The organism is Chryseobacterium sp. W4I1, assembly GCF_030816115.1.
Taxonomy (GTDB): Bacteria; Bacteroidota; Bacteroidia; order Flavobacteriales; family Weeksellaceae; genus Chryseobacterium.
Window position 1 is genome coordinate 1,570,325 of sequence record NZ_JAUSXQ010000001.1, and the last position, 16,847, is coordinate 1,587,171.

17 protein-coding genes are annotated in these 16,847 nt (G+C 36.3%); 3 read left to right on the forward strand and 14 right to left on the reverse strand.

The window, feature by feature from the left end:
- Positions 1-7 precede the first annotated feature (7 nt).
- The 9 genes from QF044_RS07235 to QF044_RS07275 all read right to left on the reverse strand — a co-directional run bounded on the left by QF044_RS07235 (position 8) and on the right by QF044_RS07275 (position 9,620).
- Positions 8-1,789, reverse strand: coding sequence for an acyl-CoA dehydrogenase family protein (locus QF044_RS07235; RefSeq protein WP_307265506.1), 1,782 nt, complete (start codon positions 1,787-1,789; stop codon positions 8-10).
- Positions 1,790-1,838: 49 nt separating this feature from the next.
- Positions 1,839-2,195: a four helix bundle protein gene (locus QF044_RS07240; RefSeq protein WP_307265508.1), complete on the reverse strand. Its 357-nt coding sequence runs from the start codon at positions 2,193-2,195 to the stop codon at positions 1,839-1,841.
- 41 nt (positions 2,196-2,236) lie between these two features.
- On the reverse strand, positions 2,237-3,415 hold the full coding sequence (locus QF044_RS07245) for an acetyl-CoA C-acyltransferase (RefSeq protein ID WP_307265510.1): 1,179 nt from the start codon (positions 3,413-3,415) through the stop codon (positions 2,237-2,239).
- 39 nt (positions 3,416-3,454) lie between these two features.
- Complete coding sequence (locus QF044_RS07250) at positions 3,455-3,817, reverse strand: four helix bundle protein (protein WP_307265512.1); 363 nt, start codon at positions 3,815-3,817, stop codon at positions 3,455-3,457.
- A gap of 39 nt (positions 3,818-3,856) precedes the next feature.
- Entirely contained in the window at positions 3,857-6,250 is a 2,394-nt protein-coding gene (locus QF044_RS07255) for a 3-hydroxyacyl-CoA dehydrogenase/enoyl-CoA hydratase family protein (protein ID WP_307265513.1), read from the reverse strand.
- A gap of 56 nt (positions 6,251-6,306) precedes the next feature.
- Positions 6,307-6,759 (reverse strand): MarR family winged helix-turn-helix transcriptional regulator, encoded by a 453-nt coding sequence (locus QF044_RS07260; protein ID WP_034727924.1) that lies wholly within the window; start codon positions 6,757-6,759, stop codon positions 6,307-6,309.
- 165 nt (positions 6,760-6,924) lie between these two features.
- Positions 6,925-7,848: an ABC transporter ATP-binding protein gene (locus QF044_RS07265; RefSeq protein WP_307265516.1), complete on the reverse strand. Its 924-nt coding sequence runs from the start codon at positions 7,846-7,848 to the stop codon at positions 6,925-6,927.
- A gap of 218 nt (positions 7,849-8,066) precedes the next feature.
- Complete coding sequence (locus tag QF044_RS07270) at positions 8,067-9,038, reverse strand: iron ABC transporter permease (RefSeq protein ID WP_307265520.1); 972 nt, start codon at positions 9,036-9,038, stop codon at positions 8,067-8,069.
- Between the two features lie 21 nt (positions 9,039-9,059).
- Complete coding sequence (locus QF044_RS07275; RefSeq protein ID WP_307265522.1) at positions 9,060-9,620, reverse strand: TlpA disulfide reductase family protein; 561 nt, start codon at positions 9,618-9,620, stop codon at positions 9,060-9,062.
- 32 nt (positions 9,621-9,652) lie between these two features.
- Here QF044_RS07275 and QF044_RS07280 point away from each other — a divergent pair, with 32 nt between their 5' ends.
- Together QF044_RS07280 and QF044_RS07285 are read left to right on the forward strand one after the other, a co-directional pair.
- Entirely contained in the window at positions 9,653-10,777 is a 1,125-nt protein-coding gene (locus QF044_RS07280) for a ferredoxin--NADP reductase (RefSeq protein WP_307265525.1), read from the forward strand.
- Positions 10,778-10,800: 23 nt separating this feature from the next.
- Positions 10,801-11,391 carry a vancomycin high temperature exclusion protein gene (locus tag QF044_RS07285; protein WP_373462607.1) on the forward strand — a complete coding sequence of 197 codons (591 nt, stop codon included), beginning with the start codon at positions 10,801-10,803 and terminating at the stop codon, positions 11,389-11,391.
- On the opposite strand, the gene QF044_RS07290 is transcribed toward QF044_RS07285, so the two are convergent.
- On the reverse strand, positions 11,388-13,994 hold the full coding sequence (locus QF044_RS07290; RefSeq protein ID WP_307265529.1) for a BamA/TamA family outer membrane protein: 2,607 nt from the start codon (positions 13,992-13,994) through the stop codon (positions 11,388-11,390). The genes QF044_RS07285 and QF044_RS07290 overlap by 4 nt on opposite strands.
- On the opposite strand from QF044_RS07290, the gene QF044_RS07295 reads away from it, so the two are divergent.
- A complete protein-coding gene (locus QF044_RS07295; protein ID WP_307265532.1) occupies positions 13,980-14,705 on the forward strand; it encodes an RNA methyltransferase in 726 nt (241 codons plus the stop codon). The two genes, QF044_RS07290 and QF044_RS07295, sit on opposite strands and share 15 nt — an antisense overlap.
- 98 nt (positions 14,706-14,803) lie before the next feature.
- Here QF044_RS07295 and QF044_RS07300 read toward each other — a convergent pair whose 3' ends face one another.
- The 4 genes from QF044_RS07300 to cmk all read right to left on the reverse strand — a co-directional run bounded on the left by QF044_RS07300 (position 14,804) and on the right by cmk (position 16,822).
- Entirely contained in the window at positions 14,804-15,301 is a 498-nt protein-coding gene (locus tag QF044_RS07300; RefSeq protein WP_307265534.1) for a phosphoribosyl-ATP pyrophosphatase, read from the reverse strand.
- A 3-nt stretch (positions 15,302-15,304) separates the two neighbouring features.
- A complete protein-coding gene (locus QF044_RS07305; RefSeq protein WP_307265537.1) occupies positions 15,305-15,619 on the reverse strand; it encodes a phage holin family protein in 315 nt (104 codons plus the stop codon).
- A gap of 79 nt (positions 15,620-15,698) precedes the next feature.
- Positions 15,699-16,049 (reverse strand): YtxH domain-containing protein, encoded by a 351-nt coding sequence (locus tag QF044_RS07310; RefSeq protein WP_307265540.1) that lies wholly within the window; start codon positions 16,047-16,049, stop codon positions 15,699-15,701.
- Positions 16,050-16,147: 98 nt separating this feature from the next.
- On the reverse strand, positions 16,148-16,822 hold the full coding sequence (gene cmk / locus QF044_RS07315; RefSeq protein WP_307265543.1) for a (d)CMP kinase: 675 nt from the start codon (positions 16,820-16,822) through the stop codon (positions 16,148-16,150).
- Positions 16,823-16,847 lie beyond the last annotated feature (25 nt).

Below are 16,847 nucleotides of genomic sequence, written 5' to 3' on the forward strand. Positions count from 1 at the left end.
TAAAAGACTAATAAGCTCCTTTAGCAATATAATGAGCAGCTACTTTTTCAGTTAAAGCCACTACATTCGGATGGTTGGTATACTTTGTAAATCTTCTCAAGCCTGAAAGCATCATTCTCTGTTCATCACCTTCAGCGAAAGAAATAATTCCTTCTTTAGCGGCTACGATAATCTTTTCAACTGCCTTATAAAGGTTAAGTTGAGCCATTGCTGCTTCTACAGAATCAGGAGAAAAATGTTTCTCAGCTCTTAATATAGCAGATTCTGCCATATAGATCTGGTTAAGAATTTCAGAAGCATTCAATAATAAATGCTGCTGTTTCTCAATATCCATCATGAATTTTTGAAGAGCAGCACCGGAAACCATAAGGAATACTTTCTTAAGGTTGGCAATGATTGCTTTTTCCTCGCTCATGAATGCTGAATAATCAGGAACTTCAAATGAAGGAATTCCCATTAATTCTTTACTGATTGCCATTGCCGGAGATAATAGATCCAGTTCTCCTTTCATCGCTCTCTTGATCAGCATTCCTACTGCCAATAATCTGTTAATCTCGTTTGTTCCTTCATAGATTCTGGCAATTCTTGAATCTCTCCAGGCAGCTTCCATAGGCATATCTTCAGAGAATCCCATTCCACCATAAATCTGAATACCCTCATCAGCAGTATGTTGAGTTAAATCAGAAACGAAAACTTTCAAAATAGAAGCTTCCACAGCAAATTCTTCAACTCCTTTTAGTTCAGCCTGCTGGTGATCAAGACCGCTTGCAACCAATTCATTGATTTTGTCTTCAACATCTTTTGCCGCTCTGTAAGAACCTGCTTCAGCAACGAAAATTCCGGTCGCCATTTCTGCCAGTTTCTTTCTGATCGCTCCAAAAGTTGAAATAGAAACTCCAAACTGTTTTCTTTCGTTAGAATATTGAAGAGAATGGTTTAATATTCTTCTCTGTCCGTCAAGGTTGGCAGCTGCCAGTTTGATTCTTCCTACATTTAAAGCATTTAAAGCGATTTTGAAACCATTGTTTCTTTCACCTAAAAGGTTTTCTGCAGGAACTTTCATATCATTAAAGAAAACCTGTCTTGTAGAAGATGAACGGATTCCCAATTTATGCTCTTCCTCACCGAAGCTAAGTCCTTCAGTTCCTTCTTTTTCTACGATGAAACCAGTAATGTTTTTATCATCATCAATTTTAGCGAAAACAATGAAAATTTCTGCAAAACCTGCATTAGAAATCCACATTTTCTGCCCGTTGATGATATAGCTTTTTCCGTCTTCAGAAAGTTTGGCTCTTGTTTTCCCGGAGTTGGCATCAGAACCAGCATCCGGTTCAGTCAGGCAGTATGCTCCGAATTTTGTACCTGTAGCCAGATCCGGAAGGTATTTTTTCTTTTGCTCCTCTGTACCGTATAATAGGATAGGAAGGGTTCCGATTCCGGTATGAGCTCCATAAGCTGTAGCCAAAGAACCGTTGGCTCCTGAACAATAGTCACAAGCTAACATGGTATTCACGAAGCCCATTCCAAGACCACCGTACTCTTCAGGAACAGCAACTCCAAGAAGTCCCATTTCACCTAACTGACGCATTTTTTCTTCAGTTAAAGCATAATCTTTTTTCTCAAATCTTTCTTTCTGAGGAATTACTTCTCTGTCGATAAATTCTTTTGCCGAATCACGAAGCATTTTTTGCTCTTCACTCAGTTCTTCAAGACTGAAAATGTCATTTGCAGGAACTTCCTTGATCAGGAATTCTCCTCCTTTTAATGTTTTATTAAGTGTATCACTCATTGTTTTTTATTTTTAAGATTAGAAGAATAAAGAGAAAAGAATAAAGACTTTACAGTTTTAAGTTTTTCTGAAAGCCCGAAATCATTCTCTGTAATTCTGTGATTTTATTTTCTATAATTTCATTTTTAGATAACCCAAAATAATTCCTTTTATTTGATATTATTACTTGGGTCTGTAATTCATAAAGAGAACCAAGGCTTATTTCTAAAAAGCGATTAAAATCTTTATTAGAACTTCTGCTCGAATCTTCTGCAATATTTGAAGCAACAGAAACCGAACATCTTCTAAGCTGAGATTTCAATCCAAATTCTTCGCTTTTAGGAAAACTGTCAGTAACGGCATAAATTTCATCAGCCAGTTCAATAGATAGTTTCCAAATATTGAGGTTTTTGAAATTATGCTTCATCCTGGTCTTTTCTCTTTATTCTTTTCTCCTTTAGTCAGTTATTAAAGCAGTTCAAAGATACTTGCCGCTCCCTGTCCTGTTCCCACGCACATAGAAACCATTCCGTACTTGTTTCCGCGTTTTCTCATTTCATCAAGAAGCTGAACGGTTAATTTTGTTCCGGTACAACCAAGCGGGTGGCCAAGAGCAATGGCACCTCCGTTGACGTTCAGAATATCAGGATTTAATCCTAATTCTTTTTTAATAGCAACAGATTGTGATGCGAATGCTTCATTTAACTCGATTAACTCAATATCTTTTAGTTCCAAGCCTGCTTGTTTTAAAGCTTTTGGGATTGCATAAATAGGTCCCATACCCATAATTCTCGGCTCAAGACCTGCAGCTGCATAAGCTACTAATCTTGCTTCCGGTTCAAGGCCTAATTCTTTTACCATTTCTTCGCTCATTACCATGACGAAAGCAGCTCCATCACTCATCTGAGAAGAGTTTCCGGCAGTTACGCTTCCTCCGTTGGCGAACACAGGTCTTAGTTTAGCCAAACCTTCCAGAGAAGTATCTTTTCTAGGACCTTCATCTACAGAAAAATCGAACTTTTTAGACTGCATTTTCTGGTTTTCGTCCAGGAAATTATATTCTACAGGAATAGAAACGATCTGGTTTGCAAATCTTCCTTCAGCATTAGCTTTTAAAGCTTTCACGTGAGATTCATAAGCGAATTGATCCTGTTCTTCTCTTGTAATATTATACTGTTTTGCCACTTCTTCTGCAGTGTAGCCCATTCCCCAGTAATAATCAGGGTTTGTTTTTGCGATATCTGTTTCAGGGACCGGCTTATAACCACCCATTGGGATGTAAGACATCGACTCTGTACCACCAGCGATGATACAATCCGCCATTCCAGCCTGAATTTTTGCTGAAGCAATAGCAATAGCTTCACTTCCAGATGCGCAGTACCTGTTTACGGTAACTCCGGGAACTTTATCCGTATTCAATCCCATTAAAGAGATCAGACGGGCAACATTAAGTCCCTGTTCAGCCTCAGGCATTGCATTCCCTACAATAAGGTCATCAATTCTGTTTTTATCTAATTGCGGAAGCTCAGCCATCAGTTTTTCAATAACTGTAGCAGCCATCACATCGGGTCTGGTAAATCTTAAACTTCCTTTTGGAGCTTTTCCAACGGCAGTTCTGAACCCTTTTACTATATATGCTTGTTTCATTTTGTTGTATTAATGTATTTATGTAAAATGTATTTATGATTAAAATGTTTGAGTATTAATTTTTTGTTTCAATTTTGCTAACATATTTTGTATGTATTTGATTTCTGAATAAATAATCTTAAAATCATCATTTTTGAAAAATCCTAAATCGTTTGCGATTAAGATTTGAGTTTCAAATTCAAATGAAGAACCTAAAGCAATATTCAGAAAATGTGAAAATTGAGCGTTGGTATCTCGACCCGCACCTTCAGCAATGTTAGAGGGAATTGAATAAAGACTTCTTCTTGATTGAGAGGTAAGTCCAAACATTTCGTCTTTGGGAAAATTATTTGAAGCCAGGTAAAATATTTTACAAAGTTTCATTGATTTTGTCCAAACTTCTAAATCTCTGAAATTGTGCATCGTGAATACATTAATACTTTTTACATTTTACAGAATAATTTAGTTCCTTAATGGTTTTCCATTCTGCAACATATACTGAATTCTCTCCAAAGTTTTTCTCTCTCCACAAAGTTGTAAGAATGTTTCTCTTTCAAGATTCAATAAGTATTGTTCCGTAACTACAGTTGGTTCGGAAAGATTTCCTCCGACCATTACGTTGGCTAATTTGTCTGCTATTTTCTTGTCGTGGGCAGAAATGAAATTTCCGGTCAGCATTTGGTCTGTTCCTACGTAGAACATTCCTAAGGCATCTTTACCAAGAACTTTTACTTTTTGTTCGATAGGTTGAGTGTAGCCTTGTTCTGCCAATAGTTTTGCCACTTTTTTAGCCTCAGCAATTTGTCTGTTTTTACTAACGGAAACAATGTCTTTTCCTTTTTCAAGAATTCCCATATCGTAAGCTTCGTAAGCAGAAGTGGCTACTTTACCCATAGCGATATTCATGAAAGCTTCACGAAGTCTGTTGTTTTTAACATCATCACTGTGGAATTCTCTTGAAGTTCTTAAAGTAAGTTCTTTAGTACCACCACCGCCAGGAATTACCCCAACTCCGGTTTCTACCAATCCGATGTATGTTTCTGCTGCTGCAACCACTCTGTCTGCGTGCATGGTCATTTCGCAGCCACCACCAAGTGTCATTCCGTGAGGTGCAACCACAACTGGAATAGAAGAGTAACGAACTCTCATCATGGATTTCTGGAAATACGCAATCGCCATATTCAGATCATCCCAGTCCTGTTCTATAGCCATCATTAGGATCATAGCAAGGTTGGCTCCAACAGAGAAATTTGTTCCCTGGTTTCCAACAACCAATCCGTCATATTCTTTTTCCGCTAAATCAATGGCTCTGTTTAATCCGTCAAGAACTTCGCCACCCAGAGAATTCATTTTAGAGCGGATCTCAAAATTGATGATACCGTCACCCAGATCTTCAATTGCTGCCCCTGAATTGCTCCAAAGTGTTTTGTTTTTTCTGATATTGTCTAAGATAATAAAGGCATCCTGTCCAGGAATTTTATTGTATTCCCCTGAATTTTTATCAACGAAAATACTTTGGCCTTCATCATTTACTTTATAGAACGTTTCTACATTTTTTACCCAGTCTGAAACTTCATATCCTGCGTCCTTAGCCAGTTCGATACCTTTTTGAACGCCTACAGCATCCCAAATCTCAAATGGACCGTTTTCCCACCCGAAACCTGCTCTCATGGCATCGTCTATTTTATAAACTTCGTCAGAGATTTCAGGAACTTTATGAGAAACATATGCGAATAATGCTCCTAAAGATTTTCTGTACAATTCCCCTGCTTTATCTTTTCCACCAATTAAAACTTTGAATCTGTCAATTGGCTTATCAATATTTTTAGTTAATTCTAAAGTAGGGAATGATGATTTTCCTTGGAGTTCGTATTCTAATGTATCAAGATTTAAAGCATGAATTTCAGATTTCCCTTCCGCATTTTTTACTTTTTTGTAAAAACCTTGCTCTGTTTTAGAACCCAGCCACTTATTATCCATCATCGTCTGGATATAGCTTGGAAGAGCAAAGACATCATTGAAATTATTGGCTTCCGCTCCGCTCTGGCGAACACCGTTGGCCACCATCACCAATGTATCAAGACCTACAACGTCAGCTGTTCTGAATGTTGCTGATTTCGGACGTCCGATGACAGGACCTGTCAATTTGTCGACTTCAGAAACGGTTAATCCTAATTTCTGTACATTATGGAGAAGATCCATCATGGAGAAAACACCAATTCTGTTTGCGATAAATGCGGGTGTATCTTTTGCTAAAACGGTAGTTTTTCCCAGGAATTTAGCTCCATAAGTCATGTAGAAATCTACGACTTCCGGATCTGTATCATGAGTTGGGATAATTTCTAAAAGTGGAAGATATCTTACCGGGTTGAAGAAATGCGTTCCCGCAAAATATTTTTTGAAATCATCGCTTCTTCCTTCCGTTAAGAAATGGATAGGAATTCCTGATGTATTAGAAGAAATTAATGTTCCCGGTTTTCTGAACTGTTCAATTTTTTCATAAACAGATTTCTTGATGTCAAGTTTTTCTACCACTACTTCAATGATCCAATCAGTGTTTTTAATCTTCTGAAGATCATCATCAAAGTTTCCTACTTTTATTCTATCTGCAAATTTTGGCGAATAGAGAAGGGCAGGACTCGCTTTTTTCAGTTTTTCAAAGTTTTCAGAAGCAATTCTGTTTCTTACCACTTTGTCATCTTTGGTCAAACCTTTTTTCTGCTCAGCTTCTGTCAGTTCAAAAGGAACGATATCTAAAAGAGACACTTCTACACCAATGTTGGCGAAATGTGCCGCAATACCGCTTCCCATAATTCCCGAACCAAGAACCGTTACATGTTTGATTCTTCTTTTCATATGTAAATTTTTATTATTTGCTAAAATCATATGGAACCTTATGGTTTCATGATCATTTATTTTCTGTTATTTAATAATTCGTTGGCAATTTTCATGATTTCAGACATAACTTCCTTGAAGGTTTCAATTTTTTCAGGAGCAATCTTTTCCATTACTTTCTTATTGAAATTGACCACTACTTCTTTTGACATATTCCTTGAATTCAAACCTTTATCGGTAAGTTTAATGATCACCTCGCGTTTATCGGCGGTAGTTTTCTCCTTATAGATATATCCATTATCTTCAAGAAGCTTGATGATTCTCGTCAAAGAGGTGGGTTCAATAGCCATTTTCGGACCCAAGTTGGTGCTTCGGGTGCCTTCCTTGGGATCAATTTTAAGAAGAGTGAGGGCTTGTACTGCTGTAGAATCATGCTCTTGGGCAAGTTCTGTATACATTTTTGAAACAGCCAACCAGGTCTGCTTCAAAACTAAATCTACGTTTTCTATTTTTTCTTTATTATTATCCATCATTTATGTACGAATGGTGTTATCCAAATTTAGTAAATATTATGCATGCATAGTATTTATTAACGTTAAATTTTGTTAATAACTTGATAATAAAGATGTTAAATTGTATGAGTAGCATAATACTATGCATGCATAGTATATGAAATAATTAATGAAAATACAGTATTAATGAATGTTTCTGATAGAATCTACTATTTCTTCAAATGATTCGTATTGAAGTTTGGAATTGGAGCTGAGGATTTCCCAAAAGCCCTGCTTATACTCAAAATGTAGTGAGGAAAGGTCTTTTTCGAAGTTTTTCTGAAGAAGTGAGTAAAGCATTTCTTTATGAACAGGAGGAGCTATAATGATTGGTGGAACGAAATTTTTATTGATCTGAAATAATGACGCATTGGTCAACTCATTATGCTGAAGCAAAATATCTTCAACGATACCTGAAAAAAGTTGTTCATTTTTCACATACCATATTTTGTCTGCAAATTCTTTAGCCAGTCTCCAGTCGTGGGAAGAAAATAAAATGATTTTATTTTGCTCTTTAGCCAGGCTGCGAAGGGTTTTTAGGATGATAAGTTTGTTTTTTTCGTCCAGATGCGTTGTAGGTTCATCCAGGATAATAATAGGTGAGTTTTGAGTGATAGCACGCCCAATAAATGCTTTTTGCAGATTTCCATCCGAAAGATTTTTAAGAAGAGTATATTTATATTGACCAAGATCCAGTTCCTCAATGATATGAGAAACTTCTTCTCTGTCTTCTTTTTTAAGCTCAAAATAAAAAGGGTAGTAGATATATTTCCCAAGTGAAATCAGGTCTTCAACGGTATAATGCTGTGGAACATTGGATTTTGAGAATACAACAGCGATATTTTCTGCGATTTCTTTAACGGAAAGGTTTTTTATATTTTTATCATTGATCAGAATTTCTCCATTTAAAAGTGAAATCTGATGCAAAATAGATTTAATCAGCGTTGTTTTCCCAACTCCATTATTTCCAATCAAAAGACATACATCGCCTAGTTTCAGATCTGCATGAGCATTTGAAATTAAGGTTTTGCCGTAGCCTATATGGGCTTGTCTGATTTTTAGATGCATATTTAAACAAAAAATAATTGTTCTGAATTTTTCATAAAGTAGTCTCCATTTTATAAAAAGCTTAGATCTATTTTATTATAAATCAAATGTATTAATTATAAACTTCTTAAAGATCTGCCTAATCTGCTAAATCTGCGGAAAAAAAATATAATGCTGCAGATTACGCAGATTTTATTTACGATCCTAAAATTCACTATTGACCATTCACTTATTCACTTTTACACCTTATTCTGTTTCAAAAGCATTAATAAAATAACAGGAATTCCAAATACAGAACTTATCACATTCAAAGGAATCTGGGTTTTTTCAGCCACTATTGAAAAGAGCATCATGATCAGCATTCCAAGAAACATGTTCAGGATCCATTGCTGCCATAATTTAGACGGATTATAGATCAGTCTGCAGAAATGCGGAACAATAATTCCAATAAATAAAATAGGTCCCAGAAACGCAGTAACAGATGCCGAAAGTAGGGAAGAGGCGGCTATGATCAGTATTTTTAGCTGATTAAGGTTCACTCCCAAACTCCGGGCATAAGAAGTGCCCAACGAATTTCCGATTAGTGGTTTTATGGTTTTGAAACAGAAAAACATGCCTATGAAAACCAATATGAATAATACATAAATCTGGTTCCTGGTCACCATATTGTTGGCCCCAAATGACCATAGAATATAATTTTTAAGACTTTGATTTTCTGCATAGAACTGCAAAAGTGAAACGACAGCACCGGCAAATGCGGATACCAGAAATCCAAAAATGATAAGATAGGATTTATCCTGGAATTTATTTGACATGGAGAGCAGTACCAGCATCAGAACAAGGCTTCCGGCAATGGCTGAAAGACTGAGAAAACTATTTTGCAGGAATTCAGGAATCAGAAAATCGTGGGAAAAGAAAATGTAAAATGCTACGGATAAACTGGCTACAGAAGTGATTCCTAAAATATCCGGGCCGGCCAATGGATTTTGAAAGTATTCCTGCATCAGGAAACCGGAAGTCGGGATTGAGATCCCGGCCAAGAGCATGACCAATACCCGGTTGATACGGATTTCAGCGATCTGGCTTTGAGGAGAGTCCTGAAAAAAATCCTGGAAATTTAAACTTAAAAATCCTGTGTTCAGATTGATGACAGCTGTGAAAATAATGGTCGCTGCCAGCAGTAAACACAGGATTTTGAATTTTTTTGACATGTTCAGATAGAATCTGGATGTTTATTTTAATAAAGCTTCAACTTTAGAATTCAATACTTCTTCTGTCATCATCCCTAAATATTCATCGGTCTTATCTCCTTTTCTTAAATAGGTAAAAGGAATTGAACCGCCGTCCCACTGCTTAAAATTAGTAGTGAAAAATGTCGAATCCAATTTTTTACCATCCAAAAGAATAATATGAGCAGCAAGATTATTTTCCTGTGCAAATTTCTTTACAGAGCTGCCCCACTCAGATTTATCATCTAAATTAATGAATGTAAATTTGACAGGCTTTCCTTTTAATTCTTCCATCTTATTTTTAAAATGAGGAATTTCTCTCATACACGGTCCGCACCAGGTAGCAAAAAAATTGGTAACATATAAAGTGTCGTTATTTTTAGACAGATATTTTCCCACATTTTCCGGAGAAAGTTCTTTAGAAACATAGGCACCTTCTGTTATGCTTGCATTTTCAGTTACAGCAATAGAATCAGCAGCATCAGAATTCTCAGTTTTCTGGCCTTCATTTTTACAGCTGTAAAGTGCAGTAAGAATAAGCGTGGATAAAATTATCTTCTTCATAAATTATTTTTTGACTATTTTTGAATTGAAGTATGGAACAACAAATCTATAAAGGGAAACTGATACAGTTTCATCCGTTAAAAATAGCGAAAAAGGAACAACTGACCAAAAATACTTTTTCCCTGGAATTCGAGATTCCTGAGAATTTACAAGAGATTTTCAAATTTGAAGCAGGACAGTTTGTAAGCATAAAATTTATTGCTCACGGCCAGGAAATCATTAATGATTATTCAATGACCTCAGCTCCATATGAGAAAAGAATAAGCCTGGGCATAAAAATAAATTCTTCTGAAGGTGCTACTGCTGAATTGTTTAAGAATTATAAAGCCGGAGATGTGTTGATGGTGGGAGAGCCTTCCGGAAGGTTTACGCTGGTTTCCAAGCCAAGTGAATTCAGGACAATTGTTGCTTTTGCAGCTGGAATAGGAATTACCCCGGTCTTGAGCCATTTTAAAAACATTCTACATACGGAACCTCGTACCAGACTATTTTTATTCTTTGGAAACAAAAGCTCTGAAGAAGTTATCTACAGAGAACAGTTGGATAATCTTGCCAGAATACATGGTGAAAGGCTTCAGATTTTTTACTTCTTTTCAAAAGAGAAAACAGCTGACCAATTTTTTTATGGGAGATTGGATGAAAAAAAACTGAATCTTATTATCAATCAGATTCTCCATCTGGATGATACGGACGAAGAATCTACAATCTGGGATGCAGTAGATGAAGTGTTGATCTGCGGGAAAGGGGAAATGATAAAATCACTGGCCAATGCCTGTTATCACCATGGAATTCCGAAAAAGAATATTCATTTTGAGCTTTTTGAAGAATATAATGACGATATTTATCCAGTAGAAAAGGAATTTCCTTTGATCGAAAATATAGAAGTGGAATTTAAGATGTTTGGAAAAGAATACGAAACAAAGCTTTCTGACAACAGAGAGAAGATCCTGCAGCAACTTCTTGTTCAGAAATTTCCGGTGCCTTATTCATGTAAATCAGGAATCTGCGGAAGCTGTGAATGTTACCTGGAAGAAGGTGAAGTGGAGCTTCTTGAAAATGAATACCTAACCGAGAAAGAAGAGCGGCAGGGAAAGATATTGGCGTGTATGTCTATTATAAAAACTAAGAAAATTAAGCTTAACTTTGACATTAGTTGAGAATTATTAGGAACATATTTAACTTGACTTTTGTATCAATAGAAATTGGAATTCTGTTGATATGTCTCTGTAATGCTTGGGTTTTTGCCCTTACCGGAGGACGTACCTACACCAAAATATCTAAAATACCACCCCGGGAAATTGCGCTTGTTCTTGGAACTTCCCCCAAAATGAGATCCGGACAGTCCAACCCTTATTTCACGAAAAGAATGGATGCAGCAGCACTTCTTTATCATCATGGAAGGATCAAAAAGATTATTGTAAGCGGAGAAAAAAGCAAAGGTTATAACGAACCGGCAGCCATGAGGAATTATCTTGTCAATCAGGAAGGCGTTCCGGAAGATATTATCTTTGAAGATCCAAAGGGGTTTAATACCTATAAAAGTATTCTTCGCTGCAAAGATATTTACAAAAAGAAAGATGTGATTATTGTATCACAAGGATTTCATAATCTCCGTGCTTTGTTTTTTGCAAGGAATAATAATATGAATGCCCTGGGTTTTGATGCGCAGGATGTTTCTAAGCCTGAAAGCTATTACAGAAATCAGGCGAGAGAAATACTCGCCCGGGTGATTGCTGTACTGTATTTTGTTTTAGGAATTTCTCCGGATTAGAAAGGATATCCGAAAGCGATATTAAGGGTAGGTTTGAAGGGCTGGAAGTTCTTGAATCTCCAACGGTCTCCTTCAGCTTTGTTCGGATCATAAATTTTATACGCAAGATCAAGCCTGAAAGTAATGTAAGCGATATTCAATCTTAAGCCGAATCCACTTCCGATTCCCATTTGTCCTAAGAATTTATTGAATTTAAATTCATCATCATAACTGCTGTTCTCAGTAGAATTATTAAGACTCCAGGTATTTCCTATATCGGTGAATATGGCTCCTTCATACATTTCATTAAACGGAATTCGATATTCTATGTTGGTCGTTAGCTTTATATTTTCAGTCATATAGGTACGAACTCTTTCGTCAAGTTGAGAATCTGCGGGACCTAGTCCTCCGAAGGCTACCCAAGCTCTGATATCATTGGATCCCCCATTGAAATAAGACTTGATAACAGGCATATTCTTAGAGTTTCCATAAGGAATACCAACTCCAATGAACTGACGTAAAACCAAGGTCTGATTTCCATTGAATTTAAAATATTTTCTGGTGTCAATATCAAATTTCACAAATTGAGCGTAAGGAATTCCAAAGATGGTTCTCTGTGGACTTGTTACCACTCCTCCTTCATCTCTTTTCTGATTGAATATGCTTAAAATATTACCGGCAAGCTCTACTTTTCCATTAAAATAGAAGGCATTGGGATAATCTTTTTTACCAATCTCATTATAAACAAAATTATAAATCATAGAAGAAATAATAACATCCTGGGTTTGTCTGTCTTTATTCACTAGAGTTCCCTTGAATGCTGTCAGAAGATCTTGCCCTTTCTGATCAAGTGTCCCCTGATAATTGGGATCATCAACAATTTTTTTTGAAATGTAATCGATGGATAACTGACCGGAATTAAACTGCTGTCCAAGCTCTGGCTGAGTGGCAAAGTAACTTGCAAACACATCTCTTCTGATGAGCTCATCATTGGCAAAATAATCATAATAAGCATCTTTGTTTTTGGTAAGACTGACCTGTGTATTGAAAAGGGTAAGCCTGTGAGACACCTGATCATTGACATTCGCCTGGTAATTTAAACCTGTATTAAAATTGACTCTTCCCAAGCCGATATTATTCTGTACCGAAGCTCCCAAAAGGATAGAGGAAGTTGGTGTATATCTTTTTGGCAGGAATTTATAATAATTGAATGGTAAAAGCAATCTGGGAAAATTAAGGGATGCCTGTGCCGAAATCTCGTAAGCAATCTCTCTCTTATCAATATTCTTTGTACTTCTGATAGATCCGAACGTTCCTGAAATGCTGGTGGAAAGGTTTTCCGCCCCTTTGAAGACATTTCTGGTGGTAAGATCCACAGAAGGAGATACCCCAAGATTCAGGAGCTGGGAGTAATTGATATCTGTTCCTAACTTAAGTTCATATTTTGGAAGTGGTTTTAAGATATACAGAACATCAACAATACTGTCGTTTGGTGATGTGCCACCACCTCTTCTCAGAGAATCTCTTGCTTTCAGAATACTGAAGTTATTCATGGCAATGAAATTTCTCTTTGTAAGGTCCAGATTTTTCTGTTCATAAACCTTTTTACTGTCTACAATAACAGCTCTCCACAAGGAAGATGTCTTATAGCTATTGTCCATTTTATGGAACCTTATTCTTCTTAAACTGTCCTTAACTGTATTTTTAGGAAAGTCGCTCGCTTCATTCACAATAGCAACGTCTATATTTCCTATAGTAGCGACTTTGTAAGGATGATCTGCAGAATCTTTATGGATCTCCAGGGTAAGAGGAACCTGTTTTTTACTTTTCAGGGAATCTGCTACGAAATAGATTTCTTCATTGGAACTGTTAAATCTGTAATATCCGTTTTCGCGCATCATATCAGTAATTCTTGTCACTTCCTTTTCAAGAACAGTCTGATCCAGTCTTTGCCCTGATCTGATAAGACTCTTGTCCAGTTTTTGCCAATAGAGACCTTTTACCGTAGGGTCGGTAATATTATAATAGTAATCCTTAATATAGGTAGGATCATTATGTTTAATCAGATAATTTACGGTAGCTTTTTTAGAAGCAGAATCAATATCATGTTTAAAGCTTACATCAGCATCCCAAAAACCTCTGTAAGTAAGTCTTTTTTCAATAGATTGTGCACTTTTTTCACTTCTTGTCTGATCCAGGATTACAGGAGGACTTCCCCAGCTGTGAAGCAAACGGTCCATAAACAGAGATTTTCCTACACTGCTTTTCATATCATATTTAAGAAACAGGGAATCTCTTAGTTTTTGGTCCCTCATTTCACTTGGATACGTCATGTATTCGTTGAGTAAAGTATCGTATTTAGGATTGGCCATATTATAAAACCCTAAACTCAGCGGCATGAATAGAAGTTGCTTTTTATTGGGCTTCTGCTGTACGTAATCTTTCAGTTCATCATCAAAAGATTCCTTCTGATCTTCAAACTTAAAGTTGTTTTTGGTAAGCAGATATTCGCCCTCCGGAACTTTTTTTGTTGTACTACACGCATAAAGTAAACCAACAAATGTTGCAAATGAGATAATTTTATAATATTTTTGAGGAGAATTCTTATAATGCTTACAGCTCATACAATAAAAGTTTTACAGTCTTTAGATAAAAAGAAGTTCAGACAAAAATACAATTTGTTTTTGGTTGAAGGTAATAAAATCATTTGTGAACTTTCTGAATCTAATTTTAAAGTTAAAGAAATATTTTCTACCGATCCGCAAAAATTGGACCGTACAGATGTTCCCGTTACCCAGATTACTGAAAATGAGCTGAAAAAAATCAGCTTCCTGAAAACACCCAAAGATTCCGTGGCGGTATGTTATCTGCCAGAGGAAGAAAAAATGAAGGATAAAGATGTTCAGCTTGTTCTGGATGGAATTCAGGATCCTGGAAACCTGGGGACAATCATTCGCTTGGCCGACTGGTTCGGAATAGAGCAGATTATCTGCAGCGAAGATACCGTAGACTTTTATAATCCGAAAGTGATCCAGGCTACTATGGGATCTTTTACGAGAGTAAATATGGTTTATACAAACCTTACCAATTATCTTTCAAAAACAGAAAATGTAAATATAGGAACGGATATGGAGGGAGAGAATATTTATACTTTTGAACGGCCGGAAAAGATGAACCTGATCCTTGGGAATGAAGGAAACGGTATGAGGCCGGAAACGGAAAAACTTCTTCAGAAGTGTGTAACTATTCCAAGATTTGGAAAATCCCAGTCTACAGAAAGTCTTAATGTTTCTATGGCTGCGGGAATTATTTTGGGACAATTATTTAGTAAATAGATTTCAGATACTAGATATTAGATTTCAGAATTTAAATAGGGTGATAATTTTAATATATCTGAAATCTAATATCTAGTATCTGCTGTCTCATAGGTTTTCTATATCAGCTGTTCCAGGCTTGAAACACTTTTATTTTTCTGGTAAACCTCCAGTTTTTTTCTGACATACTTCAAGGCAATAGGAGCTAGGTAAATCATGGCGGCACCAAGAAGTTTTTTCTTCCAGTTGGGGCTTTTCATGTTCTTTTTAGCGTAATTTCCTACCAGCGCTGTGATGCCCAGTTTGATCAAGCTGTCCGTCACATTACCACCTAACGCTGTACTTGCAATACCTACTGCAGTATTTTTATTGATGAACATATCTTTAACTTCGGAAGTAAGCTGTCGGGCAATGACATCTTTCCGGAGTACGACTTTTTCATCCCCATCTTCATCTACTTTTTCCTGCAGGTATTGATCTGTAAGACCATTGGTAAATGCGCTGAGGCTTTCTTTTGTATTTTTAAAGGTAAGAAGATTCTCAAGATCACTGATTTCACTTTTAAGCAGTTTTTTCTTTCTTCTTAATTCTTCGATGCTTTCGTAATTTCTGCCCATAGTTTAATGATTATGATTTAAAAACTTAATAACCTGGTCTGCAACCGTATTGACAAGCTTATTTTTAAAAGCAACAATAAACGCCATCACGATTACATAAAATCCGGCAACGATCAGGAATCCATAAGAGGTATTATTCAGAGCCTTGCCAATCAGAAATGCAATTCCAAAATTAAAAAGGATAATAAAAAAAGTAAAAGCAACTAGCAGCACTACAAAGTAGGTGATGAGCCCGGCAGAAAGAGAAGACTTTTCGGTGGCTTCTATTTTCAGAAGGTCTATTCTCTTTGAGGCGTATTCTTTTATAGTCTCTATCATTGTTTTTTTTTAAAGTTACAAAAAAAGGAACTTTTGCGCAAAAAGTTCCTTCCCATAATTTACCTAAAAAATAAATTATTTATTTTTTAAGATCATTCAGTTCCGCTTCTACATCTTTTACTACATCTGCAGTTTTGGAAACAATCTGATCTTTATATTTATCATATCCGTCTTTTACAGTATGAGCTACAGTGCTTGCGGTTTCTTTGAAAGTAGAAGATATGTTGCTGTACTGATCTTTTACTTTTTCAGAAACTTCACCATACTTATTTTTAGCCTGATCTTTTAGATCTCCTGCTTTATCTTTGATTTTTTTTCTTGTTTCTTTACCTTCTTCGGGTGCATAAAGCATTCCTAAGATTACACCTGCTGCAGCACCTGCAAGAAGTCCTGCCAATATACCTGCTGTATTTTTTCCGTTTTTAGACATTTTTAAGCTTTTTTAATAGTTAATAAATATTAGTTTTTTTACCGTGTTAAAATGTACAATTTGTATACCAAAAGAGGCTGTAGCTCTATTAAAAATTGTTAAAACTTTTTGATATAGGATAAAATAAGTTCTATTGTTTCTTCTTTTGTAAGCGTCGTATTGTCGATCACTATGGCATCTTCAGCCTGCTTTAAAGGGGCTATTTCCCTTTCACTGTCTATCTTATCGCGAACTATAAGGTTTTGTTTTACCTGCTCTCTGTCTGCCTGAATTCCAAGGCCTGCCAATTCAAAATATCTTCTGTTGGTTCTTTCGTCAATACTGGCAGTAAGAAAGAATTTATAGTCCGCATTTGGCAGAACTACTGTCCCTATGTCACGTCCGTCCATAATAATGCCACCTTTTTCTGCCAGCGAGCGTTGGGAGTGGAGTAGAAAGTCTCTTACTTCTTTTTGTTTGGCCACAATACTTACATTGTCTGAAACTTCATTGGTACGGATCTGTTTGGAAATATCAATGTGATTAAGGTACAGAACCAGCTCGCCGTTGTCATTTCTGAATTCAAGTTCAATCTGGTCTAAAGAAGAGAACAGTTCCTGAAGATCAATGGAATTATTTTTATCGATACAGTTCTGTAATGCAAACCATGTAATTCCTCTGTAAAGCGCACCGGTATCCAGATGTATAAGACCCAGTTTATCGGCAATGACCTTAGAGATTGAACTTTTTCCGGTAGACGAGTACCCATCGATAGCTATTACAGGTTTTTTCATAACGCAAATTTCAAGATTTTTTTTA